The 26,183-nt window shown below is 71.1% G+C and carries 25 protein-coding genes and 1 riboswitch; of the genes, 20 read left to right on the forward strand and 5 right to left on the reverse strand.

Features of this window, described 5'->3' with window-relative positions; translation table 11 throughout:
* Window positions 1-41 precede the first annotated feature (41 nt).
* Complete coding sequence (locus tag GA0070561_RS17825) at window positions 42-932, reverse strand: septum formation family protein (RefSeq protein ID WP_091401926.1); 891 nt, start codon at window positions 930-932, stop codon at window positions 42-44.
* Between the two features lie 254 nt (window positions 933-1,186).
* Between GA0070561_RS17825 and rpe the strand changes: the two genes are divergently transcribed.
* The 7 genes from rpe (at window position 1,187) to ribH (ending at window position 7,403) form a co-directional block, all read left to right on the forward strand.
* Entirely contained in the window at window positions 1,187-1,867 is a 681-nt protein-coding gene (gene rpe, locus GA0070561_RS17830) for a ribulose-phosphate 3-epimerase (RefSeq protein WP_091401928.1), read from the forward strand.
* A gap of 1 nt (window position 1,868) precedes the next feature.
* Complete coding sequence (locus GA0070561_RS17835; protein WP_091401930.1) at window positions 1,869-2,825, forward strand: response regulator; 957 nt, start codon at window positions 1,869-1,871, stop codon at window positions 2,823-2,825.
* Window positions 2,826-2,903: 78 nt separating this feature from the next.
* Window positions 2,904-3,074: riboswitch (FMN riboswitch) on the forward strand.
* A gap of 167 nt (window positions 3,075-3,241) precedes the next feature.
* Window positions 3,242-4,303 carry a bifunctional diaminohydroxyphosphoribosylaminopyrimidine deaminase/5-amino-6-(5-phosphoribosylamino)uracil reductase RibD gene (ribD, locus tag GA0070561_RS17840; protein ID WP_091401932.1) on the forward strand — a complete coding sequence of 354 codons (1,062 nt, stop codon included), beginning with the start codon at window positions 3,242-3,244 and terminating at the stop codon, window positions 4,301-4,303.
* A gap of 1 nt (window position 4,304) precedes the next feature.
* A complete protein-coding gene (locus GA0070561_RS17845) occupies window positions 4,305-4,949 on the forward strand; it encodes a riboflavin synthase (protein ID WP_091401934.1) in 645 nt (214 codons plus the stop codon).
* Window positions 4,949-5,638, forward strand: a complete 690-nt coding sequence (gene pnuC / locus GA0070561_RS17850) for a nicotinamide riboside transporter PnuC (protein ID WP_091401936.1) — start codon at window positions 4,949-4,951, stop codon at window positions 5,636-5,638. The genes GA0070561_RS17845 and pnuC overlap by 1 nt, the downstream gene beginning before the upstream one ends.
* The gene (locus tag GA0070561_RS17855) at window positions 5,635-6,900 is read left to right on the forward strand and encodes a bifunctional 3,4-dihydroxy-2-butanone-4-phosphate synthase/GTP cyclohydrolase II (RefSeq protein ID WP_091401937.1); all 1,266 of its coding nucleotides are present in this window, start codon (window positions 5,635-5,637) and stop codon (window positions 6,898-6,900) included. The genes pnuC and GA0070561_RS17855 overlap by 4 nt, the downstream gene beginning before the upstream one ends.
* Before the next feature lie 2 nt (window positions 6,901-6,902).
* The gene (gene ribH / locus GA0070561_RS17860) at window positions 6,903-7,403 is read left to right on the forward strand and encodes a 6,7-dimethyl-8-ribityllumazine synthase (RefSeq protein ID WP_091401939.1); all 501 of its coding nucleotides are present in this window, start codon (window positions 6,903-6,905) and stop codon (window positions 7,401-7,403) included.
* A 37-nt stretch (window positions 7,404-7,440) separates the two neighbouring features.
* Here the strand turns inward: ribH and GA0070561_RS17865 are convergent, their stop codons facing one another.
* The 3 genes from GA0070561_RS17865 to GA0070561_RS17875 are packed head-to-tail and all read right to left on the reverse strand — an operon-like array spanning window position 7,441 to window position 9,893.
* Window positions 7,441-8,184 carry an amino acid ABC transporter ATP-binding protein gene (locus tag GA0070561_RS17865; RefSeq protein WP_091401941.1) on the reverse strand — a complete coding sequence of 248 codons (744 nt, stop codon included), beginning with the start codon at window positions 8,182-8,184 and terminating at the stop codon, window positions 7,441-7,443.
* Window positions 8,185-8,187: 3 nt separating this feature from the next.
* Window positions 8,188-9,033, reverse strand: coding sequence for an amino acid ABC transporter permease (locus GA0070561_RS17870; protein WP_091401942.1), 846 nt, complete (start codon window positions 9,031-9,033; stop codon window positions 8,188-8,190).
* On the reverse strand, window positions 9,030-9,893 hold the full coding sequence (locus tag GA0070561_RS17875; protein WP_091401944.1) for an ABC transporter substrate-binding protein: 864 nt from the start codon (window positions 9,891-9,893) through the stop codon (window positions 9,030-9,032). The genes GA0070561_RS17870 and GA0070561_RS17875 overlap by 4 nt, the downstream gene beginning before the upstream one ends.
* Before the next feature lie 133 nt (window positions 9,894-10,026).
* On the opposite strand from GA0070561_RS17875, the gene GA0070561_RS17880 reads away from it, so the two are divergent.
* From GA0070561_RS17880 to GA0070561_RS17935, 12 genes are all read left to right on the forward strand, one after another.
* Complete coding sequence (locus GA0070561_RS17880; RefSeq protein ID WP_030335709.1) at window positions 10,027-10,290, forward strand: phosphoribosyl-ATP diphosphatase; 264 nt, start codon at window positions 10,027-10,029, stop codon at window positions 10,288-10,290.
* Between the two features lie 50 nt (window positions 10,291-10,340).
* Window positions 10,341-11,186: an ATP phosphoribosyltransferase gene (hisG, locus tag GA0070561_RS17885; protein WP_030488425.1), complete on the forward strand. Its 846-nt coding sequence runs from the start codon at window positions 10,341-10,343 to the stop codon at window positions 11,184-11,186.
* Between the two features lie 214 nt (window positions 11,187-11,400).
* Complete coding sequence (locus GA0070561_RS17890; RefSeq protein WP_181539405.1) at window positions 11,401-11,874, forward strand: PH domain-containing protein; 474 nt, start codon at window positions 11,401-11,403, stop codon at window positions 11,872-11,874.
* 410 nt (window positions 11,875-12,284) lie between these two features.
* Entirely contained in the window at window positions 12,285-12,935 is a 651-nt protein-coding gene (gene infC / locus GA0070561_RS17895; RefSeq protein WP_091401946.1) for a translation initiation factor IF-3, read from the forward strand.
* A 20-nt stretch (window positions 12,936-12,955) separates the two neighbouring features.
* Complete coding sequence (gene rpmI, locus GA0070561_RS17900) at window positions 12,956-13,150, forward strand: 50S ribosomal protein L35 (protein ID WP_007458415.1); 195 nt, start codon at window positions 12,956-12,958, stop codon at window positions 13,148-13,150.
* A gap of 32 nt (window positions 13,151-13,182) precedes the next feature.
* Complete coding sequence (gene rplT, locus GA0070561_RS17905; RefSeq protein WP_030488429.1) at window positions 13,183-13,575, forward strand: 50S ribosomal protein L20; 393 nt, start codon at window positions 13,183-13,185, stop codon at window positions 13,573-13,575.
* An 83-nt stretch (window positions 13,576-13,658) separates the two neighbouring features.
* Window positions 13,659-14,456, forward strand: coding sequence for a TrmH family RNA methyltransferase (locus GA0070561_RS17910; RefSeq protein WP_091401948.1), 798 nt, complete (start codon window positions 13,659-13,661; stop codon window positions 14,454-14,456).
* 219 nt (window positions 14,457-14,675) lie between these two features.
* Window positions 14,676-15,743 carry a phenylalanine--tRNA ligase subunit alpha gene (pheS, locus tag GA0070561_RS17915; RefSeq protein ID WP_030335722.1) on the forward strand — a complete coding sequence of 356 codons (1,068 nt, stop codon included), beginning with the start codon at window positions 14,676-14,678 and terminating at the stop codon, window positions 15,741-15,743.
* Between the two features lie 40 nt (window positions 15,744-15,783).
* Complete coding sequence (gene pheT, locus GA0070561_RS17920; RefSeq protein ID WP_091401950.1) at window positions 15,784-18,363, forward strand: phenylalanine--tRNA ligase subunit beta; 2,580 nt, start codon at window positions 15,784-15,786, stop codon at window positions 18,361-18,363.
* 340 nt (window positions 18,364-18,703) lie between these two features.
* On the forward strand, window positions 18,704-19,030 hold the full coding sequence (locus tag GA0070561_RS17925) for a hypothetical protein (RefSeq protein ID WP_091401952.1): 327 nt from the start codon (window positions 18,704-18,706) through the stop codon (window positions 19,028-19,030).
* Window positions 19,031-19,046: 16 nt separating this feature from the next.
* A complete protein-coding gene (locus tag GA0070561_RS17930; RefSeq protein WP_141710396.1) occupies window positions 19,047-21,155 on the forward strand; it encodes a tetratricopeptide repeat protein in 2,109 nt (702 codons plus the stop codon).
* On the forward strand, window positions 21,152-24,118 hold the full coding sequence (locus GA0070561_RS17935; protein ID WP_091401956.1) for a hypothetical protein: 2,967 nt from the start codon (window positions 21,152-21,154) through the stop codon (window positions 24,116-24,118). Before GA0070561_RS17930 ends, GA0070561_RS17935 begins: the two co-directional genes overlap by 4 nt.
* A 171-nt stretch (window positions 24,119-24,289) precedes the next feature.
* Here the strand turns inward: GA0070561_RS17935 and GA0070561_RS17940 are convergent, their stop codons facing one another.
* Window positions 24,290-25,132 carry a Crp/Fnr family transcriptional regulator gene (locus GA0070561_RS17940; protein ID WP_091402250.1) on the reverse strand — a complete coding sequence of 281 codons (843 nt, stop codon included), beginning with the start codon at window positions 25,130-25,132 and terminating at the stop codon, window positions 24,290-24,292.
* A 224-nt stretch (window positions 25,133-25,356) separates the two neighbouring features.
* On the opposite strand from GA0070561_RS17940, the gene GA0070561_RS17945 reads away from it, so the two are divergent.
* The gene (locus tag GA0070561_RS17945; RefSeq protein ID WP_091401958.1) at window positions 25,357-26,178 is read left to right on the forward strand and encodes a hypothetical protein; all 822 of its coding nucleotides are present in this window, start codon (window positions 25,357-25,359) and stop codon (window positions 26,176-26,178) included.
* The last annotated feature ends 5 nt before the right edge of the window (window positions 26,179-26,183 follow it).

Below are 26,183 nucleotides of genomic sequence, written 5' to 3' on the forward strand. Positions count from 1 at the left end.
GGTCGATGGCGCCACGGCGCAGCAGCATACGGCAACGATGCTCAGATCGCGGGCAGTCCCTCGGGACCGGCGCCGCGCATGGAGCGGGTGAGTTTGCGGTCGTCGCTCCACAGGAAACAACGCACGCCACGGTCGCCCTCCTCCCACTCCCGCTGTGACGGTGGGTAGTAGATGGACCCGGCCCGGTACGGCAGCTCACTGTTGTTGGGTACCGCCGCGTACTCGGCGATCAGGGCCATGCAGCGCTGGTGCGCCTGCTCGGCGGACTTGGCGAACTCCGCCCAGCTCATGTCCCGCTCCTCGTAGACGCCCACGAACTCGGCGCGGTGCGGCTCGGTGCAGAGCACCGGCGCCATGTAGTTGAGGTTGTCGCCGATCAGTTTGGGGTCGAAGCAGCGGTGCGTCAGGGGCGTGTCGCCGATCAACGCGCCGCGTAGGCTGCCGGTGCGGTTCACCGGGCGGGTGTTGTCGATGCTGCCGGTCTCGCTGAGGTCGCAGCGGAACCAGCGGGCGCCGCCGGCCCAGGCGGGCGCGGACGGCAACGCGAGGGACAGCGCGAGCCGGGCCGTGTGCCAGTCGCCGCCGAGCACCTCCCGGGCCCGCTGGTCGCACTCGGCGCGAGCCGTGCGCAGCGCCGACGATCCGGGTGCCGGTCGGGCCTCGGTCAGCGCGTCGGGCCCGACGAAGGTGCCGACGTGGATGGTCTCGGCCAGGTGGTTGCGCGCGCAGTCCACCGTCTCGTACGTGCTGGCCTGCACGACCGTGGCGATCCGCGGCAGGCAGGTGTCGGTGGCGGGGGTGAACGGCTTCGGAACCCGCAGCGTCGGCCAGTCGTCGGTGAGATCACCGTCCGCGCCCCGCGCCGGCGTGCAGCCGGCCAGCAGCATCGTCGTGACGCTGGCCAGCACCAGCGCTGGAAGCCACCGTCGCATCGTCCGCCCTCCCGGGAGCTGGCGGCCGGTCGCCGCGCCCCGCGGCGAGACCCCGGCGGGCGTGCAGCCTACGGCACCGTCCCGGTTGGAGTGTCGTCGCGTTTCCGTCGATCGGCCAGTGGCTGATGTCTGTTCGTCCGGATTCGGGGGTCCGGAGCGCACAATTCTGCACCAATGGTCACTGCTGGATCACAGCGCGTCCCCGAAGGTGCCGCGATGCGGGTGGCGGGTGGCCACGTTCGTACACTGGCCCCGTGACCGTACCGCCGCCGATCGTCGCGCCGAGCATTCTGGCCGCCGATTTCGCCCGCCTCGCCGAAGAGGTCCGTGCCGTCGAGGACGCCGCGGACTGGTTGCACGTCGACGTGATGGACAACCACTTCGTGCCGAACCTGACCATTGGGCTGCCCGTGGTGCAGAGCCTGCGGGCTGTCACGGCGATGCCCTTCGACGTGCACCTCATGATCGAGGACCCGCGCCGGTGGGCCCCCGGGTACGCCGACGCCGGGGCGTACAACGTCACCTTCCACGCGGAGGCGTCCGAGGACCCGGTGGCGCTCGCCAAGGACCTGCGTTCGGCCGGTGCCAAGGCGGGTCTGGCCATCGACCGGGACACCCCGATCGAGCCCTACCTGGACCTGCTGCCCAGCTTCGACACCCTGCTGATCATGACGATCAAGGCGGGCTTCGGTGGGCAGCGGTTCATTCCGCAGCTGCTGGAGAAGGTGCGGACGGCCCGGCGGCACGTGTCGGCCGGGCACCTGGAGCTGCGCATCGAGGTGGACGGCGGGATCGCCGCCGACACCATCGAGCAGGCGGCCGCGGCGGGCGCCGACGCGTTCGTGGCCGGCACCGCCGTGTACGGGGCCGCCGACCCGGCGGAGGCGGTACGGCACCTGCGGGCACTGGCGGAACGCGCGGCGCCCGGGGCCTGAGGTGGAGCCCGAGGCCGACCGCAAGGACATCATTCTCGTCGTGGACGACGACGAGGACATCGCCCGGTTCGTCGAGTTCAACCTGCGGTTGCACGGCTTCGAGGTGGTCCACGCCAGCGACGGCCAGGAGGCCCTGGAGATCATCGAGCGCCAGCGGCCGGACCTGGCGGTGGTCGACCTCATGATGCCCCGGATCGACGGGCTGGAGCTGACCCGCCGGTTGCGCGCCGACCCGATGACGTCCGCCCTCCCGGTGATCATGCTGACGGCCAAGGGGATGACCGTCGACAAGGTGCACGGGCTCAGCGCCGGCGCGGACGACTACCTGGTCAAGCCGTTCGACACCGCCGAGCTGGTGGCCCGGGTCTCGTCCACGCTGCGCCGCAACAAGGAGTTCCGGGAGGTCTCCCCGCTGACCGGGCTGCCCGGCAACAGCCGGATCCGTCGGGAGATCAGCGATCGGGTCCGAAACGGCGTGGACTACGCCGTCGGCTACGTCGACATCGACCGGTTCAAGAGCGTCAACGACCGGTACGGCTTCGTGCGCGGCGACGACTTCATCTCCGCGCTCGCCCGCAGCCTGCACCGGGCGGTGGTGGGCGTCGGGCTGCCACCGGCCTTCCTCGGCCACGTCGGCGGCGACGACTTCGTCATCGTCTGCGCCCCGGACCAGGTGCGCCCACTGACGTCCCGGGCGGTCGTCGACTTCGAGAACGCCGCCGACACGCTCTACGACCCGACCGACCGGGAGCGCGGCTTCGTCGAGTTGAAGGATCGACGCGGCAACATCCGGCGGGCGGCCCTGGTCACGCTCTCCATCGGGGTGTCCCTCTCCGACGCCGGCAAGCGCTTCACCGACCCGCTCGAAGCGATCGCGGTGGCCTCGGAGATGAAGACGGTGGCCAAGAGCCAACCGGGCTCGTACGTGGCGGTGGACCGGCGTCGCGGCGTCACCTGAGCGTGATACCGCTGTGAAGTAGCTCGCCTAGGTGGCGGCGGAGCCGGATCGGCGTGTAAGACTTCCCGTGTACCCACCACGCGCTGGCGGGACTCGGTGAAATTCCGAACCGGCGGTGATCCACGGTCCAACCGTGGTCAGCCCGCGACCCGGACGGCTCTGCCGTCCGGTGGACCTGGTGAAAATCCGGGGCCGACGGTTGGGGGCGGTTCGTCCGCGCCCAGACAGTCCGGATGGGAGACAGCGCGCGGGACGGACGGGTCCGAGCCGGCCGCTGGCTTCAGCGTGCCGTGCCGACCCCCCGGGGGCGGCTGTGCCGTTCCCGGAATCCGCCACCGCCTGCCCGTGGCCCCATGGCCACCGCCTCCCTGACCGCCCGCGCGCGGACCGGCGAGTGAGAGGGCAGGGGCAGGGCGATGGCCAGCGTCTCCGTTGATGAGGCGATGCGGCGTGCGATCGAGTTGGCAGCGCGCGGGCTCGGCACCACCAGCCCCAACCCCGTGGTCGGGTGCGTGCTCCTCGACTCCGACGGCGAGGTCGTGGGCGAGGGCTTCCACGCGTACGCCGGGGGGCCGCACGCCGAGATCGTCGCCCTGGCGCAGGCCGGGCGGCGGGCCAAGGGCGGCACCGCCGTGGTCACTCTGGAACCCTGCGATCACACCGGCCGCACCGGCCCCTGTAGTTCCGCGCTCGTCCAGGCCGGGGTGGGTCGGGTGGTCATCGCCGTACCCGACCCGAACCCGGTCGCTTCCGGGGGCGCCGCCACCTTGCGCGCCGCCGGGGTCCGGGTCGATCTGGGGGTACGCGGTGAGGAGGCCGAGGCCGGCAACGTCGCGTGGTTGACCTCGATGCGCCGGGGCTGGCCGTACGTGATCTGGAAGTACGCCGCCACGCTCGACGGGCGCTCCGCCGCGGCCGACGGCACCAGCATGTGGATCACCTCGGAGGCGGCCCGGATCGACGTGCACGCGCTGCGCGGCACTGTCGACGCGGTCATCGCCGGGGTGGGCACCGTGCTCGCCGACGACCCCCGGTTGACCGCCCGCAACCTGCGCGACGGCAGCCTGGCCATCCGGCAGCCGCTGCGGGTGGTGGTGGACAGCTCGGGGCGTACCCCGGCTGACGCCCGGGTCCGCGACGGCGCCGCTCGGACGTGGATCGCGACCGCCGACGAGGTCGGCGCCGACCCGGACGGCCGGGTCGACCTGTCGGCGCTGCTCGCGGCGCTGCACCAGCGCGGGGTCCGCGCGGTGCTCCTGGAGGGCGGCCCCCGGCTGGCCGGCGCGTTCCTGGAGGCCGGCCTGGTCGACAAGATCGTCGGGTACGTCGCGCCGCGGTTGCTCGGCGCCGGCCCGACCGCTCTGGTCGACGCGGGAGTGACCACCATCGCCGAGGCCATCGATCTGGAGTTCGTCGACGTTACGCAGATCGGTCCGGATCTCCGGATCACCGCTTTGCCCCGCAAAAGGGAGGGCTGAGATGTTCACCGGCATTATCGAGGAATTGGGCGAGATCGTCCGGGTGGCGCCGACGGCAGGCGATTCGGCGCTGCTGGGCGTACGGGGCCCGTTGGTCACGTCCGACGCCCGACACGGCGACTCGATCGCCGTCAACGGTGTCTGCCTGACCGTCGTGGACGTGGCCGACGGTGTCTTCACCGCCGACGTGATGGGGGAGACGCTGCGCCGCTCCGCGCTGGGCGCGCTGCGCCCCGGCGACCCGGTCAACCTGGAGCGGGCCGCCGCGCTCGGTAGCCGGCTCGGCGGGCACCTGGTGCAGGGCCACGTCGACGGCGTCGGTGAACTGATCTCCCGGGAGCCGGCCGAGCAGTGGGAGACCGTCCGGTTCCGACTGCCCGCCGCCCTGTCCCGGTACGTGGTGGAGAAGGGCTCGATCACCATCGACGGTGTCTCGTTGACAGTGGCCGCCGTCGGCGCGGACGAGTTCGCCGTCGGGCTGATCCCGACCACGCTCAAGCTGACCACGCTCGGCGCGAAGGGCGTCGGCGACCCGGTCAACCTGGAGGTCGACGTGCTGGCCAAGTACGTGGAGCGGCTGCTCGGCGATCGGCTCACCGACGCCGACGCACGCGGGCTGGCCTCCAACCCGGGCGGGGTGGCCTGATGGGCCCGCTCAGCTGGCTGCTGGACGCCCAGGTGCACGTCGCCGGCTCGCCGGTGCTGGCCAGGGAGATCGTCGGCAACGCGTTCGGGCTGGTCTCGGCGCTGCTCGGGTTGCGCCGGCTGGTCTGGGCGTGGCCGGTCGGCATGATCGGTAACGCGCTGCTCCTCACCGTCTTCCTCGGCGGGGTGTTCGCCACCCCGCAGGAGCACGACCTGTACGGGCAGGCCGGCCGGCAGGTGTTCTTCTTCGCGGTCAGCGTCTACGGCTGGTGGCGCTGGCAGCGCAACCGTCGCGCCGACGCCGGGCAGGCCGCTGTCGTTCCGCGCTGGGCCACCGGACGGGAGCGACTGATGCTGCTGGTGGCCGCCGCGATCGGCACCGCCGCGGCGTACCCGCTGCTCAAGGCCCTGGGCTCCTGGGGCCCGCTGCCCGACGCCTGGATCCTCACCGGCAGCCTGCTGGCCACGTACGGCATGGCCCGCGGCTGGGTGGAGTTCTGGCTGCTCTGGATCGCTGTGGACGCGGTCGGCGTGCCGCTGCTGCTGCGCGGCGGGTTCTACCCGTCGGCCGTCATGTACCTGATCTACGGCGCCCTCTGCGTCTGGGGCTTCGCCGCCTGGTGGCGCACCTCCCGCGCCGCGCGACCGGCGACCGTCCGTACGCCCATCTACACGGAGGCTGTCGCATGACCAGCTTTGGGGATATCGAGCAGGCGGTCGCGGACATCGCGGCCGGCCGGCCGGTCGTCGTGGTCGACGACGCGGACCGGGAGAACGAGGGCGACCTGATCTTCGCGGCCGAGTTGGCCACGCCGGAGTTGATGGCGTTCATGGTCCGCTACACCTCCGGCTACGTCTGCGTGGCGCTGACCGAGAGTGAAGCCGACCGGCTCGACCTGCCGCCGATGCACCACACCAACCAGGACCGGCGCGGCACCGCGTACACGGTGACCGTGGACGCCCGCGAGGGGGTCAGCACCGGCATCTCGGCGGCCGACCGCGCGCACACCAGCCGGCTGCTCGCCGGCGCGGCGACCGACCCGACAGACCTGGCCCGCCCCGGGCACGTCGTGCCGCTGCGCGCCCGCGAGGGCGGGGTGCTGCGCCGACCGGGGCACACCGAGGCGGGGATCGACCTGACCCGGCTGGCCGGGCTGCGTCCGGCCGGCGTGCTCTGCGAGCTGGTCAACGACGACGGCACCATGATGCGCCTGCCGGACCTGGAGAAGTTCTCCGCCGAGCACGGCCTCACGCTCGTCACCATCGCCGACCTGATCGCCTACCGGCGGCGTACCGAGAAGCAGGTCGAGCTGGTCGCCGACGCCCGGATGCCGACGAAGCACGGGGTGTTCCGGGCGCTCGGCTACCGCGCCGAGCACGACCCGGCCGAACATGTCGCGATGGTGCTGGGTGACCTGGGCGACGGCCAGGACGTGCTGGTCCGGGTGCACTCCGAGTGCCTGACCGGGGACGTGTTCGGCTCGCTGCGCTGCGACTGTGGGCCGCAGCTGGACGCCGCACTGGCCCGGGTCGGGCAGGAGGGCCGGGGCGTGGTGCTCTACGTCCGTGGGCACGAGGGACGCGGCATCGGCCTGCTGCACAAGCTGCAGGCGTACCAGTTGCAGGACCTGGGCCGCGACACCGTCGACGCCAACCTCGACCTGGGCCTGCCGGCCGACGCCCGCGACTACGGCACCGGCGCGCAGATCCTCTACGACCTGGGCGTGCGGTCGATGCGGCTGCTGACCAACAACCCGGCCAAGCGGGCCGGGCTGGAGGGGTACGGGTTGACCATCACCGGCCGCGAGGGGCTGCCGGTCGGCGCGCACCCGGAGAACATGCGCTACCTGCGCACCAAGCGGGACCGGATGGGTCACCTGCTGGACGAGTTGGACGAGGTGTCCGAGGCGCCACTGGGGCGTCCGGTCGCCAACGACGAGATCGGAGCATGACGATGGCGGGTTTCGGTGAGCCGGGAGTCGAGGCGGTCGACGCCGCGGGGCTGACCGTCGGGGTCGTTGCCGCCCGCTGGCACGGCGAGCTGACCGATCACATGCTGGAGCGTGCGGTGGCCGCCGCCGAGGCGTGCGGCGCGCGTTCCGTGGTCGCCCGGGTCGCCGGCTCGGTCGAGCTGCCGGTGGTCGCGCAGGCCCTCGCCCGCCGCTGCGACGTGGTGGTCGCCCTCGGCGTGGTGGTCCGTGGGTCCACCGCCCACTTCGACTACGTCTGCCGTTCGGTCACCGACGGGCTGACCCGGGTGGCGCTGGACGAGGGCAAGCCGGTGGCGCACGGAGTGTTGACAGTGGAGACCATCGAGCAGGCCCGCGACCGCGCCGGTCTGCCCGGCTCGGCGGAGGACAAGGGCTGGGCCGCGACCGTGGCGGCACTCGACGCGGCGCTGGCCGTGCGGACCGTGGCGGCGGGCAACGCCCAGCGGGTCGGCTTCGGCGGCTGACGCCTCTGCCGCCTCGGCCGTCTCTGAAGGCGGGCCTTCAGAGACGGCCGGCCTCGATGATCCGGCGCAAAAACTGCCGGGTACGAGGCTGGGTCGGCTCGCCGAGCACCTGCTCGGGCGGGCCGCTCTCGATGACCCGCCCGGCGTCGAGGAAGCACACCTCGTCGGCGACCTCCCGGGCGAAGCCCATCTCGTGGGTGGCCAGCACCATGGTCATGCCGTCGGCCTTCAGGTCGCGGATCATCGTCAGCACCTCGCCGACCAGTTCCGGGTCGAGCGCGGAGGTGACCTCGTCGAGCAGCATCAGTCGAGGTGAGTTGGCCAGCGCCCGGACGATCGCCACCCGCTGCTGCTGCCCGCCGGAGAGCCGGTCCGGGTAGGCGTCCGCCTTGGCGCCGAGCCCCACCCGGTCGAGCAGCTCCCGGGCCTGCACCTCGGCCGCCGCCCGGCCCCGCCGGTGTACGTGGCGCGGCGCGAGGGTGATGTTGTCCAACACGCTCAGGTGCGGAAAGAGGTTGTACGCCTGGAACACCATGCCGATCCGCCGCCGGACCCGGTCCGGGTCCACCCGGGGGTCGGAGATGTCCTCCCCGTCCAGTTCGATGGTGCCGTCGTCCAACTCCTCCAGCAGGTTGACGCAGCGCAGCAGCGTCGACTTGCCGGACCCGGACGCGCCGATCAGGGCCACCACCTGATGCTCGGCGACGGTCAGATCGAGGTGGTCGAGCACGGCGTGCCCGCCGAACTCCTTGCGCAGGCCCCGACAGCGCAACAACGCCATGGTTCAGCCTCCCGACTGTCGGTGGGCCGCGCGCAGCGTCACCCAGTCGGTGACCGCGATCAGCGGGATCGCGAGCAGCACGAAGAGCACCCCCGCCACGACGTACGGCGTGTAGTTGAAGGTCTGGGCGGTGGCGATCTGCGCGGCGCGGACCGCGTCGATCGGCCCGGCCAGCGAGACCAGCCCGACGTCCTTCTGCAACGCCACCACGTCGTTGAGCAGAGGTGGCGCCACCCGGCGGACGGCCTGCGGCAGGACCACGTGCCGCATCGTCTGCCGGTAGGTCAGGCCCAACGAGCGGGCCGCGGCGAGTTGGCTGGAGTGCACCGACTCGATGCCGGCCCGGAACACCTCGGCGAGATAGCCGCCGTAGGTGAGGACCAACGCGATCCCACCCAGCACCAGCACCGGCGGCATGCCCTGCAACCGCAGCCCCGGCACGCCGAGGGTGAGCAGGTACAGCACGATGATCAGCGGTAGGCCGCGGAAGGTGTAGGTGTAGCCGGCGGCCAGCGCGCGGACCGGGAAGAAGACCGGCCCGCGCAGCGTCCGCAGCACGGCGATCACCAGCCCGAGCAGCAGCGCGCCGACCGCACAGCAGACCAGCAGCCGTACGTTGAGCCAGAGCCCGCTCAGCACCGTCGGCAGCGCGTCGCGGGCGATCTCCGGATCCAGGAACGACCGCCGGACCCGGTCCCAGCCCGGCGCCCCGGTCACCGCGATCACCAGCAGCGTGCCGAGCGCCGCCGTCGAGGACGCCGCGACGAGCACGCTGTAGACGGTCTGCCGACGCCGGTACGCCGACCGCCGCAGCTGCGCCTCCGAGGGCACATGATCCAGAAGCGTCACCGCAGCTCGGCCGCCCCCGCCACCTGCGCGAGCCACTTCTGCTCCAGCTCCTTCAGCGTGCCCGCCGTGGCGAGCTGACCGACCGCCCCGCTCACGCAGGAGGTCAGTGGGGAGTTCTTGTCCAGCAGCAACCCGAACGCCTCGGGCGTACCGACCTGCGGCACCTGCCCGACGATCGTCGCGTCGGTGATCTCCGCGCCGGTGATGTAGAAGGCGGTCGGAAGATCCACCACGAGACCGTCCAGCTGCCCGTTCTGAAGGGCCTTCTTGGCATCGTCGTTGCTGTTGTAGACCTGCGGCTTGGCGGTCGGCTTGATCACGTCGGTGATCGCCTGGTAGCTGGTGGTGCCGACCTGCGCGCCGAGCCGAGCGTCCTTCAGCTCGGCCAGCGACTTCCGGCCGGCGATCTTCGAGGACTTCAAGGCGATGACGGTCTGCCGCACGAGGTAGTACGGCGCCGAGAAGTCGACCGCCTGCTTGCGTTCGTCCGTGATGGAGAACTGGTTGATGTCGAAGTCGAAGTCCTTCGGCCCCGGCGCGATGGCGGTGTCGAACTTGACCCGGGTCCAGGTGACGTCGCCGCGGGCGTAGCCGAGCTTCTCGGCCACCGCGTACGCGACGGCGGATTCGAAGCCCTCGCCGCTGTCCGGCTTGTCCTTGGCGAACCACGGCTCGTACGCGGGCTGGTCGGTGGCGATGGTCAGCTTGCCCGGCGTACGCGTGGGCAGGCTGTCCTTGGCGCAGGACGGCGCGGCGGTGACATTGGGGGTGGGTTTCTCGTCCTGTGGCGCGCATCCGGCGGTGGCTACGACGACGGCACCGGCGAGGGTGAGCGCGAGGAGACGTGAGCGGCTGGCCATGGCGGACAGCGTAGAGCTCCATGGGCATCGATCGACAATTGTCCCACCATGTTGGTAGGGAATTGTCCGCTTGCTGGATTTTGACGGACCCGGACGTGGGGCGTCACCGGGGTGGCTGGAAGAATCGTTCCCCGTGAAGACGTTCGAGGAGTTGTTCGCCGAGCTGCAGGCCAAGGCCGCCGCCGGCACCCCGGGCTCGGGCACCGTCGCCGCGCTGGACAAGGGCGTGCACTTCATCGGCAAGAAGGTCGTCGAGGAGGCGGCCGAGTCGTGGATGGCCGCCGAGCACGAGGGGCCGGAGCGCACCGCCGAGGAGATCTCCCAGCTGCTCTACCAGGTCCAGGTGCTGATGCTCGCCAGCGGTCTCGAGCTCAAGGACGTCTACCGACATCTGTGAGTGCCTCCCACCCCTGTTGATCACCAACCGGATCCAAGGAGCACTCCGTCATGCTGCGTGTCGCCATTCCCAACAAGGGCACCCTGGCCGAACCGGCCGCCCAGATGCTGCGCGAGGCGGGCTACCGCCAGCGCACCGACCCCAAGGACCTCGTCTGCCGGGACGAGGCCAACGACGTCGAATTCTTCTACCTGCGCCCGAAGGACATCGCCACCTACGTCGGCTCCGGTGACCTCGACCTCGGGATCACCGGCCGGGACCTGCTGATCGACTCGGCCGCGCCGGCCGAGGAGGTCGTCGACCTCGCCTTCGGCCGGGCCACCTTCCGCTTCGCCGCCCGCCCCGATGACATCGCCTCAGTGCAGGAGTTGGGCGGTCACCGCATCGCCACCGCGTACCCGGGTCTTGTCGAACGGCACCTCGGCGAGGTGGGCGTCAAGGCCGACGTGATCCGCCTCGACGGCGCGGTGGAGAACGCCGTACGCCTCGGTGTCGCCGACGTGATCGCGGACGTGGTGGAAACCGGCGCGACCCTGCGCCAGGCGGGCCTTGTGGTCTTCGGCGAGCCGCTGCTGCGCTCGTCGGCGGTGCTGGTCCGGCGCGCCGGCGCGCCCGCCCAACCGCAGGCCGAGCAGTTGCTGCGTCGCCTGCACGGTGTGCTGGTGGCCCGCCGCTACGTGATGCTCGCCTACGACGTGCCGGCCGGTCTGCTGGACCGGGCCAGCGGGCTCACCCCGGGCATCGAGTCGCCCACCGTGTCGCCGCTGCACCGTGAGGGCTGGGTGGCGGTGCAGGCGATGGTGCTCCGCGACGACGTGCACCGCATCATGGACGAGCTGTACGAACTGGGCGCCCGCGCCATCCTCGTCACCAACATCCACGCCTGCCGCCTCTGATCCTCGCGGCCTCGGCGCGCGCGGGATTTCCCGACGGCCCCGTCCCGTCCGGCAAGATCGCGCTCGATCATTGAAGTAGTGGTCCCGATCTCGACGGAGGCCACTGGATCCTGGATCGAGCGCGATCTTGAGGTGGCTGGTGACTGGTCGCCGCGGGGTGGTGGATCGGCGGGTGGTGCGTTCGATGAGCGAGTGCGGATGGCAGACTGGTGGGGTGAGTGAAACCGAGCTGGTCCGCCTGAAGCCCCGCCGCATCCGCGTGGTCTGCTGGTCGGCGGCGGCTGCCCTGGTGGTGGTGTTCGGTCTGGTCGCCACGTCGCTGAGCGGCCCGACCGGCGATGGTTACGGCAGCTTCCAGCGCGGCGACCAGATCGCCATGATCGGTCTGGGCATCTTCGGGGCGCTGGGCTTCCTGCTGTTCACCCGTCCCCGGGTGGAGGCGGACGCACGGGGCATCCGGGTCCGTAACGTCATCAGCTCCTACGAGCTGCCCTGGGAGGTTGTCCGGGGTGTCCGCTTCGACCGGGGCGCGCCGTGGGCCAGCCTGGAGCTGCACGACGACGACCTGCTGCCGATGGTCGCGTTGCAGGCCGCCGACAAGGAGTTGGCCGTCGACGGGGTCCGCGCGCTGCGCCGGCTGCACGAGGCCCACCAGGCCCGCCTCGCCGAGCGCGCCGTCGGCCGCTGACCCGGCCGAACCGCCGCACCCTGCGGCAGCAGTTCAGAGGAAAGTGCGCGGATCTTGACGCGCGACGGCGACGCGGCGCGGCCGCAGGTGGTGCCCGGTTTGGGGGTCGCCGGGGCGCCGGTGTAGTGTTATCGAGTCGACCAGGCTGTCTCCGCGTGCGAGCAGACAGCCTTTGAAAGCGGAGCGCCTGCTCCCACCCGAGTCGCCGCTACGGTGGCCGGGTCCGGTCACCGGTTCCGGGCATGTCCCGGTGCCGGATGCGCGATCCTTGTGATCGTGCTGACCGGTCGAGCGGGCCCTGGCATGCGCCGGGGCCTTCTGCTTTTCGGGTCGGTTCCCTCCCGGGAGCCGCAGGGGTCGGCGACTGAGCAGAAACGACTCGAGGAGGCCCCATCAGCGTCGAACCACGCGTGAACGAGCAGATCCGGGCACGTGAGGTCCGACTGGTCGGCCCAGAGGGTGAGCAGGTGGGCATCGTCCCGCTGGAGCGCGCTCTTCAGCTGGCCGCGGACGTCGATCTGGACCTGGTCGAGGTTGCGCCGATGGCGCGCCCGCCGGTGTGCAAGCTCATGGACTTCGGCAAGTTCAAGTACGAGAGCGCACTCAAGGCGCGCGAAGCGCGGCGTAATCAGCAGCAGACCGTCATCAAGGAAATGAAGCTTCGGCCGAAGATCGACCCGCACGACTACGAGACCAAAAAGGGTCACGTGGTGCGGTTCCTCAAGGCGGGCGACAAGGTCAAGGTGACGATCATGTTCCGCGGTCGCGAGCAGAGCCGCCCGGAGCTGGGTTACCGGCTTCTGCGCCGGCTCGAATCCGAGATCACGGAACTGGGATACGTCGAGGCCGCTCCGAAGCAGGACGGTCGAAACATGATCATGGTTCTCGCCCCGCATCGGGCCGTCAAGGCCTCCGCGGTCGCCGCTACGGCGTCTCGCGGCGGACCTCGGGACCGGGCAGCGGACGAGTCCGCCACTCCGGAAGCCGATGAGACCGCGGCGGTCAGCGAGACCGCAGCAGCCGGTGACACCGGCCTCGCCGCCGACACCAGCGGCGAGTAACAGGGGAGAAGACGTTCCACATGCCGAAGATGAAGAGCCACACGGGTATGGGTAAGCGGGTCAAGGTGACCGGCAAGGGCAAGATCGTTGCCCAGCAGGCCGGCCTCCGCCACAACCTGGAGAAGAAGCCCTCCACCCAGACCCGCCGGCTGACCGGCACGGTCGTGCTGGCCAAGGCCGACGTCAAGCGCATCAAGAAGCTGCTCGGCCGCTGACGCGCGCCACCTTTACGTAATTAGGAGTTGAGATGGCACGCGTCAAGCGGGCTGTAAACGCCCAGAAGAAGCGTCGTACCCTGCTGGAGTCCGCGAGTGGTTACCGCGGTCAGCGCTCCCGCCTGTACCGCAAGGCCAAGGAGCAGGTGCTGCACTCGATGCAGTACGCCTACCGGGACCGTCGCGACCGCAAGGGCGACTTCCGGCAGCTGTGGATTCAGCGGATCAACGCGGGCGCCCGGGCCAACGGGATGACCTACAACCGTCTGATCCAGGGCCTGCGTCTGGCCGGCATCGAGGTCGACCGCAAGATCCTGGCCGACATGGCTGTCAACGACGCCGCCTCTTTCGCGGCGATCGTCGAGCTGGCCCGGGCCGCGGTCACGGCCGAGGGCACCGGCGGCGCGGCGGCTCAGGCCGCCTGATCCCCACGCACCAGAACGAGGCGTCTCCCGTGTCGGCACCGCCGTCCGGGGGGCGCCTCAATCGTGCCGGAGGAGCGCACACCATGGCTTTCACCCCGCGTACCCCCAGGGTTGTCGCCGCCCGCCGCCTGCAACGCCGCCGGGACCGCGACGCCACCGGCCGTTTCCTGGCCGAGGGCCCACAGGCGGTCCGCGAGGCCCTCGCGCGACCGGGGGTGGTCACCGAACTGTTCGGTACGACCACCGCGCTCGACCGGTATCCGGAGTTGGCCGCCACGGCGGCCCGCGCCGACGTGCCGGTCTCCGAGGTGACCGACGACGCCATCGCGGCGCTGACCGAGACCGTCGCCCCGCAGGGGCTCGTCGCCGTCTGCCGGCACGTGGACGTCTCGCTGGAGCAGGCCCTCGCGGGTGCGCCCCGGCTGGTGGCGGTGCTCGCCGAGATCCGCGACCCGGGCAACGCCGGCACCGTGCTGCGCACCGCCGACGCGGCCGGCGCGGGTGCGGTGATCTTCGCCGGAGACGCCGTCGACCCGTACAACGGCAAGTGTGTGCGGGCCTCGGCCGGCAGCCTCTTCCACGTCGACGTGGTGCGCGCCACCGACCCGATCGCGGTGGTCGACGCGCTGCGCGCCGCCGGGCTGTCGATCTTCGCCACCACCGGGTACGGCGACAGCGACCTGGACGACCTGACCGACTACGGTCGGCTCGTCCGGCCCACCGCCTGGTTGTTCGGTTCCGAGGCGCACGGCCTGCCCGAGGAGTTGACCGCCGCCGCCGACACCACGGTGCGGGTGCCGCTGTACGGGCGCGCGGAGAGCCTCAACCTGGCTGCCGCCGCGGCGGTCTGCCTGTACGCTTCAGCGAGAGCGCAGCGCTGAGGGTGATTGCCTCCGGCGCGACTGACAGCAGGGGAGAGCGTCCGTCCATGAACGCGACACGGCGTTCGTTTAGCCAGCCCGCCGGTGTCGGCGGGCGGCGGGCCTGACCTGCTCCCTGCGCAACTCCTACCGGCGGGCTGCGGCACAGCCGCGCGTCCGTAGACTCGCCTAGCCGCCCCGGTGAGGGCTGGCGCCGCCGTGAGGGAGTGCCCGTACGCCATGAGCTACCGCAACGATCCGTACGACCCGAAGCAGGTCGCCCTGCTCGACCCCGCCGCCCTGGCCGAGGCCGTCGCGGACGCCACGAAGGCGTTCGAGGCCGCCGCCGACCCGGACGCGTTGACCGCGCTGCGCTCGGTGCACCTGGGTGACCGGTCACCGGTCTCCCTCGCGCGCCGGGAGATCGGCGCGCTGCCGCCGGCCGCGAAGTCCGACGCCGGCAAGCGGGTCAACGAGGCCCGCCGGGCGATCGAGTCCGCGTACGCCGAGCGCGCCGAGGTGGTGGAGCGCGAGCAGGCCGAGCGGGTGCTGGTCGAGGAGCGGGTGGACGTCACCCTGCCCTACGACAGGCGTCCGCGCGGCGCCCGGCACCCGTTGAGCACCCTGATGGAGTCGATCAGCGATCTCTTCGTCGGGATGGGCTACGAGGTGGCCGAGGGGCCCGAGGTCGACCTGGAGTGGGTCAACTTCGACGCGTTGAACATCCCCGCCGACCACCCGGCGCGTGGGTTGATGGACACCTTCCACATCGCACCGGAGGGCTCCGGCCTGGTGCTGCGTACGCACACCTCGACGGTGCAGACCCGCACGATGCTCAGCCGCAAGCCGCCGATCTACGTGATCGTGCCGGGTCGCGTCTACCGCACCGACGAGATCGACGCCACCCACAGCCCGGTGTTCCACCAGGCCGAGGGCCTGGTGGTCGACAAGGGCATCACGATGGCCCACCTGCGGGGCACGCTGGACCACTTCGCCCGGGCGATGTTCGGCCCGGAGGCGAAGACCCGGTGGCGGCCGCACTACTTCCCGTTCACCGAGCCGTCGGCGGAGTTCGACGTGTGGTTCCCGGAGCACCGTGACGGCCCGCAGTGGGTCGAGTGGGGTGGCTGCGGCATGGTCAACCCCCGGGTGCTGCGCGCCTGCGGCGTCGACCCGGAGGTCTACTCCGGATTCGCCTTCGGCATGGGCATCGACCGGACCCTGATGGTCCGGCACGGGGTCAGCGACATCCGCCATCTCTTCGAGGGCGACGTGCGGTTCAGCCGCGCGCTCGGGACCGGGGCGTAGGCGATGCGGGTACGAGACACGGGAACGGTGGTCTGAAGTCATGCGAGTTTCTGTCAGTTGGCTGCGGGAGTACGTCGACCTCCCCGCCGACCTGCCCACCGGTGACCTGGAGCAGGCCCTGGTCGACCTCGGCATCGAGGTCGAGTCCGTGGTGGACCTGGCCGAGACCGTCACCGGCCAACTGGTCGTCGGTGAGGTCCGCGAGATCGAGGAGCTCACCGGCTTCAAGAAGCCGATCCGGTTCTGCCGGGTCGACGTGGGTGCCGCCAACGGCACCGGCGAGCCGCAGGAGATCGTCTGCGGTGCCCGTAACTTCGCCCCGGGTGACCGGGTCGTGGTGATCCTGCCCGGCGGCGTGCTTCCCGGCGGCTTCGCCATCGGCGCCCGCAAGACGTACGGGCACAACTCGGCGGGCATGATCTGCTCGGCCAAGGAACTGGGCCTGGGCGACGACCACTCCGGCATCATCGTGCTGGGGTCGGACGTGACGGCCAAGCCGGGCGACGACGCCCGTCCGGTGGTCGGCCTCGACGACGTCGTCCTCGATCTGGAGATCACCCCTGACCGGGGGTACGCGCTGAGCCTGCGCGGCCTGGCCCGGGAGCTGTCGCACGCGTTCGACGTGCCGCTGCGCGACCCGGCCCTGGCGCCGGCCCCGGGCGGCACCGGGACGCCCCCGTACCCGGTGGAGGTCCGCGACACGGTCGGCTGCGACCGGTTCACGGCCCGCCTGGTCCGCGGGGTCGACCCGACCGCGCCCACACCGTCCTGGATGCAGCAGCGGCTCGTCACCGCCGGCATCCGCAGCATCTCGCTGCCCGTCGACATCACCAACTACGTGATGTTGGAGCTGGGCCAGCCGATGCACGCCTTCGACGCCGACCGGATCGCCGGGCCGCTGGTGGTTCGTCGCGCCGAAGCGGGGGAGAAGCTGACCACCCTCGACGGGGTCAACCGGGTGCTCACCGCCGACGACATGGTGATCTGCGACGCTGGGCTGCCCAACGCCCTCGCAGGCGAGGGCGCCGGCGTCCCGATCTCCCTGGCCGCGGTGATGGGCGGCGAGACCAGCGAGGTCGTCGCCGGCACCACCACGGTGCTCTTCGAGGCGGCGCACTGGGACCCGGCTATGGTCGGGCGCACCGCCCGCCGGCACAAGCTGTTCAGCGAGGCCGCGAAGCGCTGGGAGCGGGGCGTCGACCCGGCCGTGGCGTTGGTCGCGCTGGAGCGTGCGGTGCGGCTGCTCACCGAGCACGGCGGGGGCACGCCGAGTGCGGAGATCCTGGACATCGACCACGTCCGGCCGCGTACCCCGATCAGCCTTCCGGCGGACCTGCCGACCCGGCGGGTCGGCGTCGAGTACCCGCCGGCGCGGGTGGTCGCCCTGCTGGAGCGGGTCGGCTGCACTGTCGCGCAGGGCGCGGACCGGTTGTCCGAGGACCCGGGCGCGGTCGGCGTGGCCAGCGGCGTCGGGACGGTGCTGAGCGTCACCCCGCCGACCTGGCGGCCCGACCTGACCGACCCGGCCGACCTGGTCGAGGAGGTGGTCCGCCTCGACGGGTACGACCGGGTGCCGTCGGTGCTGCCGACCGCGCCTCCGGGACGCGGTCTGACCCCGCGGCAGCGTCGCCGCCGGGCCGTCGCCGGGTCGCTGGCCGAACGGGGGTACGTGGAGGTGCTCGCGCACCCGTTCGTGTCGCCGGAGCTTGCCGACCAGCTCGGCCTGCCGGCCGACGACCCGCGTCGGCCCGCGGTGCGGCTGGCCAACCCACTGTCCGAGGAGGAGCCGCTGCTGCGCACCATGCTGCTCGGCCCGCTGCTCGGCATCCTCAAGCGCAACCTCGGCCGGGGTCACCGCGACCTCGCCCTCTACGAGATCGGTGCGGTCTTCCACCCGCGCCTCGGCGCCGGCAGCCCGCCGGCGATGGGCGTGGACCGGCGCCCCACCGACGAGGAGTTCGCAGCCGCCGACGCGGTGGTGCCGGCGCAGCCGGTGCACGTCGCGGTGGTGCTCTCCGGCGACCTGGACCCGGCCGGCTGGTGGGGTGCGGGTCGACCGGCCGGCTGGGCGGACGCGATCGAGGCGGCCCGTGACGTGCTGGCCGCCGCCGGGATCCCCGACGAGCGGGTCGAGGTGCGCGCCGCCGAGTACGCCCCGTGGCACCCGGGTCGCTGCGCCGAGCTGCGGGTCGACGGCTCGGTCGTCGGACATGCCGGCGAGCTGCACCCGGTGGTGGTCGCGGCGTTGGAGCTGCCCCGCCGCACCAGCGCGATGGAGCTGAACCTCGACACGCTGCCGCCGACCCCGGTGACGCCGGCGCCGACGGTCTCCGGCTTCCCGCCGGCGCTGATCGACGTGGCCCTGGTGCTGGACGAGTCGGTGCCGGCGGAGCAGGTGCGCCGGGCGCTGGAGGCGGGCGCCGGTGAGCTGCTGGAGGACGTGCGGCTGTTCGACGTGTACTCCGGCGCGCAGCTCGGCCCCGGCCGCCGCTCGCTGGCGTACAAGCTCACCTTCCGGGCACCGGACCGGACGCTCACCGTCGAGGAGGCGGTCGCGGCACGGGACGCGGCGGTCGCCGTCGCGGCGGAGCGCCTCGGCGCCACCCTGCGCGGCGCCTGACGCGACCCACGACGGCCCCGGTACCCCGCAGCGGGGTGTCGGGGCCGTCGTCGTTTCGCCGCCGGCTCCGCCGTGTCGGGCTTCCGACAGGCCGCGCCGGCCCTCGTCGGCGGCGATGGCGTCCCTGGCAGGTCGCGGTGGCTCGGCACCAGGCATCCGTCGCCAATGGCATGCGTCGGCGTCGATACGGGGTGGCCTTCGGGTGACCGGCCGAGGGCTCGGCGTCGACGTTGCCGACCATGTCACGAGCCTTTCCGAGGTCGACACGAATCGGTAGCCTTGCCTGGCGAAGGGGTGAGCGCCGACGCCTGTCGCAGTCCTTCAGGTCAAGGAGCAGCGCATGATCGAGGCAATCGTCGCCGCGGCGCTCGTCAAGATCGCCGAGGGGTCCGGGGCGGCACTCGTCGACATGATCCGGCGGCGATTCGTCCGCAGCGACGAGCCGGCGGGGATGCTCGAATCCCTGGACCGGGTCGCGCAGGGCGACGCCTCGGCGGACGACACGGCGCAACTCCGTGCGCTCCTGGCCCGTTACGCGGCCGAGGATCCGGAGTTCCTGCGGGAGCTCCGGCAGGGGTCCACGTCGATTGGCAGCACGAACGTGGTGGCCTCCAGCAACGTGGGCAAGCTGGTGCAGGCCCAGCGCGTCGGCGACATCACGATGTAGCCGGAAGGTGACCGACATGGAGCCCGCCTCCGGAAGCTCGTCGCACAACGTGGCCGAAGGCCTGTTGGCGCACCAGGTCCTCCAGGTGGGCTCCTCCGGCGCGATCTACGTCGAACAGCCGCGAGCGGCGGCGCGCGTGCCCGAGCCACCGCACATGCTCCCGGGCGGCATCGGGAGGATCGTCGGCAGGCACCACCTGCTGCACGAGATGGACGAGGCGATGACGACGCCGGGCTCCCGCTGCTGCATGCTCTGGGGTCTGGCCGGCTCGGGCAAGACCACCCTCGCGGTCGCCTGGGCCAGCTCGCGCATCGCCGAATATCCCGACGGGCAGTTCTTCGTCGACATGTGCGCGTACTCCGGCACACCGCGCATCGAGACCCGGGACGCTCTGCGCAGCTTCCTCGCCACGCTGGGGATCAACCGGTCCGACCTTCCTGACAACGAGGCGGAGTGGGGCGGCGTCTTCCGCGCCGTCACCGCTGGCCGGCGTTGCCTCGTCATCGTGGACAACGTGGGTTCCTACGAGCAGGTTCGGGACCTGGTGCCGGGCTTCGGGTCGGTGCTGGTGGTCACCAGCCGCCGGGCGATCCCGGAGATGAGCGTTCGTCACGACGCGCGGGTCATCAAACTTCCGTTGCTCACCCTGGACGAGGGGGTGGAGCTCATCGCCGAACGTGTCGGGTTCGTCCGCGTCGAACGGGAGCAGGCCGCCGCCCAACGCATCGTGCAGCTTCTGGAGGGGCATCCGTTGGCGCTCGCCATCGTTTCGGCGAAGCTCGCCATCCAGACCACCTGGACGATCGACGACGCCGCGAGGGGAATCGAGGAGGAGCAGAGCCCACTTCGCTTCCTCGACGACGCCGGCCTGGGCATCGAGGTCGGTCGCGTCATCTCCTGGTCACTCGACGACCTCGACGCGGCAACGACGAAGGTCCTCTACGTGGCGTCCATGCTGCCCAGCAACGAATGCTCGGTCGCGGTGCTGTGCCTCGTCCTCGACCAGCCCAGGCGGGTGGGTGACCGCAGTCTTCAAGCCCTGTGCCTGGCATCCCTCATCGACGAGATCAGCCCCGGCCGTTACCGCTTCCACGACCTGATGAAGGCCTATCTCGCGGAGACGCTCGGGCAGGTGCTGGACCCCGCCGAGCAGGAGCTGACCGCGCGCCGCATCCGCACCGTCTACCTGGCGTTGAGCTACGCCGCCGATCGCGCCATCGATCCCCACCGGGACTCCCTGCCGGTGGACCAGGAGCTGCTGGCGGTCGCCGGGTCGACCAGCTTCACAGTGGCGCAGGCCCTCTCCTGGTTCGAGTCGATCACCGCGTCCATGACCTACCTCATCGAGCAGGCCCGGGCCGACGACGACTTCACCTTCATCACCCGGTTCGCGCGGGCGCTCAACACGTTCCTCTACTGGCGTCAGGACGTCACGAGAACGCTGTCCGTCCAGCGGGAGGCTGTTGCCGCGGCGGCCGCCGGTGACCCGGCGATGGAGGCGCTGTCCCGACGCGCCCTGGGGCGTGCCTACGCGGACATCGGCCAGCTTGAGCCGGCGAAGGAGCAGTTGCGCGCCTCCATGGCGCTGGACGCGGCGTCCGGCGACGATTCGGGTCGGGCGTCGTCGCATCACGCCATGGCCGAGCTCTGCCTCCGGTCGGGTGACCACCGGGACGCACTGCGCTGGGGGCTGCGGGCGGCCCGGGAATCCAGAAACGGCAACAATGTCGTCCGCGAGGCCCGGGGGCTGTACGACGCGGCCCGAGCCCTGAACGAACTGGGCCACCATTCCTGGGCCCGAGGGCTCGGCCTGCGCAGCCTCGCCATGTGCGAGGAGCGCGGCAATGACTATGGCCGGGCGCTGGCCCTGCGTCTGCTCGGCGCGACGGGCCTCCGGTCGGGCGAGGTCGAGGAGGGCTGCACCTGGTTGGAGCGGGCCTGGCGGGTCGAGGAGTCCCTCGGCAACTTCCGTTCCGTCCGGACGATCCTGGGCCAGCTTGAGCAGGCGTACGGTCAGGGCGGAAACGTCAGCGCCGTGGAAGAGGTCCGACGGGCGCTGGCCCGCCTGGAGCACTATCCGGATCTCACCCAGTCGACGTTGGTGGTCGGGAGTCCGGCGATATGAGCCCTCGGTACGCGCCGCTCGTCCCGGCTGACGCGCTGGCCAGCGCTGAGTCGTATCGGCAACTGCAGCGGGAGCGGGAAGCCACGAGGTTCCGGCGCGAGATCGAAGCGATCGTCGACAGTGCGTGCGGGGCGGAGGCGGGCGGGCCGCTCCTCCGGAACACCTTCACGTCGCTGAGCGGGAACCTCGCGTCCGAGGGTGCGCTCAGCTTCGCCGGGCTCGTCGCACCCGAGCGTTTCGAACCCGCGCGGCGGGCGTACGACTCGGCGATCGACACCAGGGGCAGCCGTGGCTCGCTGCACAACTACCTGAACGTCGCGGACGCGGGCTCCCTGGTCGAGCACCCCGAATTCCGGGAGGCGTTCGCTCATCCGCTGCTGGTCGCGCTCGTCGCGTACGCCCTCGGCGGCCCCGTGAAGATCATCGACTTGCGAGCGAAGGACACACAGCCACTCGACGTCGTGGCGCGGGACAACACCCTGCACGTCGACAACAGCCCCTTCATGGACGAGTTCAAGGTGATCGTCACCTGGACGATGGGCACCGGTCGAGGGCCCTCGGGGCAGGGGCTCACCTACCTGCCCCGCACGAATCAGCTCCTGCGGCAGTGCTTCGTGAACGACGACGGCACCGCGTGGAGCGACGAGGACAGCTGCATCTTTCCCTCGCAGGCCCGGTTGGACGAGGCGCTCGCCGCCCAGGCCCGCTTCTTCGACGACGGTCTCCCGCGAGTCGTCCATCTTCAGGACATCGCGGTGCCGTGTCACACGATCTTCGCCGCGAGTCGGCTGGTCCATCACCGGTACCGTACGTCCGCCGGCGGACCACGCAGCGCGATCATGGCGGCGTTCCACCGGACCGACGAGGGCACCGGCTTCCTCGGCGCCAGCGACCTCCCGGGGTCGGCTCTCGACCGGTTCCTGTTGGCGACCGGGGACGGGCGCCCCTTCCTGGAGCTTCTCGCCGACGAGATGCCCCGGGTCGTCGCGGCGCTCGCGGCCGCCGCGTCCCGGCCCGGCTTCGTCGTCGACCCGGACCGGCATCTCCTTCGCGACGATGGCTTTCGCTCCTGGTACGAGCGGCAGAGCGCGGGCGTCTCCCTCGACCGACTGCGCCGCGCCACGTTGGCCGCGGCCGTCGACGACGACACGCCCATCGTGCAGCGACTCGTTCTGCGCATGCAGTACGACCTGCAGGGCGCCCTCAACATGCCGCTCTACACCGACCTGCGGGAGGAGGTGCGCAAGCGGGCGCGGATCGTGATCCGGGAGATGACGCCGGAGCACATCCGGGACATCGTCACGCGGCACGACCTCGGTGCGGTCCTGCGCGCGGAGCCCGCGCCACCGCACCGGCCGGTCAGCGAACTCGCCGAGGAACTGCACAGCGCGCTGGTCGCGCTGCGGCGGCTCCTGTCGACGGCGGTCGCGTCCCGGCCCGCCGGCCCGATCTGGGGTTCGACCGACGGGAGCGCGGCCGCGCTGTCCCTGCGGCGCTTCATCGTCGATCTGTGCGTCGCGACCGCTGACATCGCCGACGACGCGTCTCTGGCCACCGGGTGTGTGTTCGGTGCCCTCGGCTCCGTGCTGGCCGACGACCTCTTCGACCTGGGCGCTCCGGGCCGCGAGATCACGGGCGAGTTGTTCGGGATGTACATCCGGCTGGCGGCCCCCTCGCTGGGCGAACGATGCCCGGCACACCCGGAGCAGGAAAAGCTGGACACCTACCTCGAATCCGTGAACGAGGAGAGGCAGACCGCCAAGCTGGCGTCCGAGGTCTGGTTTCAGGCCGCTTCCGCCGAGGTGACCGCGCGCAACGACGACTTCGTTCGCGCGCTGCTGCGGCGTGTGCTGCCGCCGGGGCGACCCTCGCCGGAGTCCGGCGATCTCGGCGCGCTGCTGGCGGATCCCGCCGCGCTCAGCGCGTACTACTGGAAGCGGGTCGTGACCGGGAAGCCGGTGGCGGTGCGCTTCGGCGCGGCCGACCTCGACACCCTCGACGGCTACTTCGGGCTGACGGCCGGCCGGAGCCTGCCGGCCGCGGTCGCTCGGCTACGCGAGGAGACCACTCCGGGCTCGCCGGCCGAGCACCTGCTCCGCAGTATCGAGCGGCTCGCGTCACTACGGGGCCAGTCCCACGCCGAGGCGTGCCGGGATGTCATGAGCCGCTTGTCGACGCACTGGCCGGACCTCGTCCAAAGGGTGCGGGGCGGCCCGGACGCTCCGCCGCCGCCGGCCGATCGCATCCTCTCGACGCTCCATGATGCGATCGGTGCCGCGGGCGAGGAGGGCCGGCGCTCGCACCGGTCGTCGCCGGGCGTCCCCGCGCCGCGCACCGGCTCGGCCGAGGTGTTGTTGACGACCGCCGAGGCGCGGGAGTTGGCCCGCGTGTACATGCTCGCCCGGCTCTGCTTCAGCGCTGAGGAGTTCCGGATCGGGCAACTGCTTGCCGGTGATCCCCGTGTCCGGTACGCCGTCCTCGCCACCCATCTGTACCTGGTCTCCGAGGTGTCGCGGTCGGCGTCGGAACTGGTCGAGGACTGGGGCACGGCGAAGATTCTGCTGCCCTTCACCGAGGCCTTCGTCAACGTTGCGGGCTACTCGTCGTCGGTCATCGATCTCACGCCGAATCCGAAACTGATCACCGTCATCAGCAACAACCTGTTGCCGGCGGTGGCCGGCGAGTTGCTCAGGCGGGATGCCGCCGTTGACGAGTTGGACGCGGACATCCTGGCCGCGGGTGTCCAGGCCGCCGTGCAACGTGGCGTCTTCGACGTCACCATCGGCCTGTTCAACCAGACCGACCGGCGGGACGTGGTGTCCCTGTCCGGCCTCAGCCGGCGGGTCTGTCCGGCGGTCCGGCCGTTCGGCGCGTTCTGTCAGCGTTGGCTGCCGTACTTCTTCGACCGTCATCCCGGCGGTCCGGAGCGAGCGGGTACGCCGGGGGTGAAGTGCTGCGCTTGATCGCCGGGCACTCGGAGTTCGACCTGGTCGCCGCCGCACACAGCCAGGCCGGGCATCGGACCGGACGCTCAACGTCGAGGAGGTGGTCGCGGCGGAGCCCCTCGGCGCCACCCTGCGGCGGCGCCTGACGGAGTCGACGGGCGTCCTCCTGCGGACGGCAGGAGGACGCCCTCAGTCGTCGCTGGATTCCAGGTTGCCGAGCTTCCGCAGGCTTGGCAGATCGCGGACGGTGATCCGGCGGTAATCGGTGTCGACCAGTCCGTCTGTCCGTAGCTCCCGCAGCGCCTTCTGAATGGAGGTCTCGGAGGCGCCACAGATGGTCGCCAGGTCGGGCTGCGTGAGTCGGACGTCGATGATGATGCCATCGGGCCCTTGTCGACCATGGGTCCGGCAAAGTTCCGCGATCACTCGGGCGACACGCAGTTTCACCGGGTATGACGTGAAGTCGATCCGCCGTCGATTGGACCAGCGCAGCCGGTCGGACACCATCGCGGCGAGTTCAAGGGCGGCGTCTGGATGTTCCTTCAGGAACCGCTTGAACCGGTCCGGCTGGATCACGCTGTACCTTGCGGGCCCGCAGGTCGTGACGGTTGCGGAGCGGGGTGCGTTGTTTAGCGCCGACATCTCGCCCACGAGATCACCACCGACCCGGAGCGACAGCAGGGCGGACCGACCATCCGGCAGCGTGGCAGTAACCTTGGTCAGGCCCTCTTCGAGGAGCACCAGGTGAGACTCCCGTATGCCCTCGTGGATCACAATCTGCCCGGCGGGAACCTGACGGCGGACGCCCAGCGCCAGGAGCGTCATCCGAACTGGCGGCGCGAGCCGTTGCAGGAACGTGCCGTAGGGCCACTCGCCACTGGATTGCTCTGGTGGTCGTCGCATCTGCGGCCTCAGCCTCCTTCTCCACTGACAGCGGCCGAAGCGTAGCCGTTCCTGTGCGGAGCGCGATGCCCCGGTTTCGGTGGCGATTTCGACCAGCAGGCGGACGGCTAACAACACCAGCACAGCCATCGGTGACCATTCGAGGGCTAGGAGCAGCTCAAAGAGATTCGTCCTCATGCGACAAGGACACCGTCCGGGTGTGTAGCTGACCCCCGAACAGGACGGGATGACTGTTTTTCGACAGCCCGAGATGATGCCGTACTTCTACGGGATCCCGATCAGTCCCCGACGGTTCGATGGCTCCTGCGGCGCTTGCCCGTGGGGCGAGCCGGGTGACGAAGGGCGGGAACTTGATGCAACATCCCGAGCGGCGACTGTTGATCTCCGTAGATATGGAACGGTACAGCCGACGCAGCAACCTGCAACAGTATGAGGCACAACGGCATTTTCGAGAGCTGCTGCACGAGGCCGCTGGCGCTGTCGGTCTGGACCGTGTGACCTGGACGACGCAGCAGGCGGGCGACGGCGAGCTAGCAATCGTGCCCCGCGAGGTATCCGAGTCTCGTGTCATCGGTAGGTTCGTGCCGGAGCTGAACCGGCGGCTGCGTAACCACAACAGCAGCCGGCTTCCCGTTGCCCGAATTCGGCTCCGGGTGGCCGTGCACCAGGGTTTGGTGCACCTGGACGGTGCGAACGGCTTCCCAGGCAACGCCGTCGTTTTCGTCTGTCGCCTGTGCGAAGCCGATCCCGTGAAGAAAGCCCTGGCGGCCTTTCCCGGGGCCGGGGTGGCGCTGGTGGTCTCGACCGAGATCTTCCGGGACGTGGTCAGCGAGTATCCGGAAGAGATGCGGCCTGAGCGTTTCGTGCGGGTCGAGGTGGCCCATCCGGACAAGGAATTCCGCGAGTACGCCTGGCTCTGCGTGGTGGACGAGGATCTCGGCGGCGCCTCGGTTCCGGGCGTCGTGCCGACCGACGGGGAAGGCCCCGCCCAGGCTGCGGAGGAGCCGGCGGACAACGGCGGGGCGGAGGCAGCGAACAGCGCGACAGGTAACGATGGAATTCGTACCGGCGATATCCGCGTCAAGGGGCAGAACGCGATCGGCCACGGTGCGACGGCGATCGGCTCGCTCGGTCGCGACGCGAACTTCGGCACGAGGCGAGGCGATCCCCGATGACCGGT

The organism is Micromonospora saelicesensis (assembly GCF_900091575.1).
GTDB lineage: Bacteria > Actinomycetota > Actinomycetes > Mycobacteriales > Micromonosporaceae > Micromonospora > Micromonospora saelicesensis.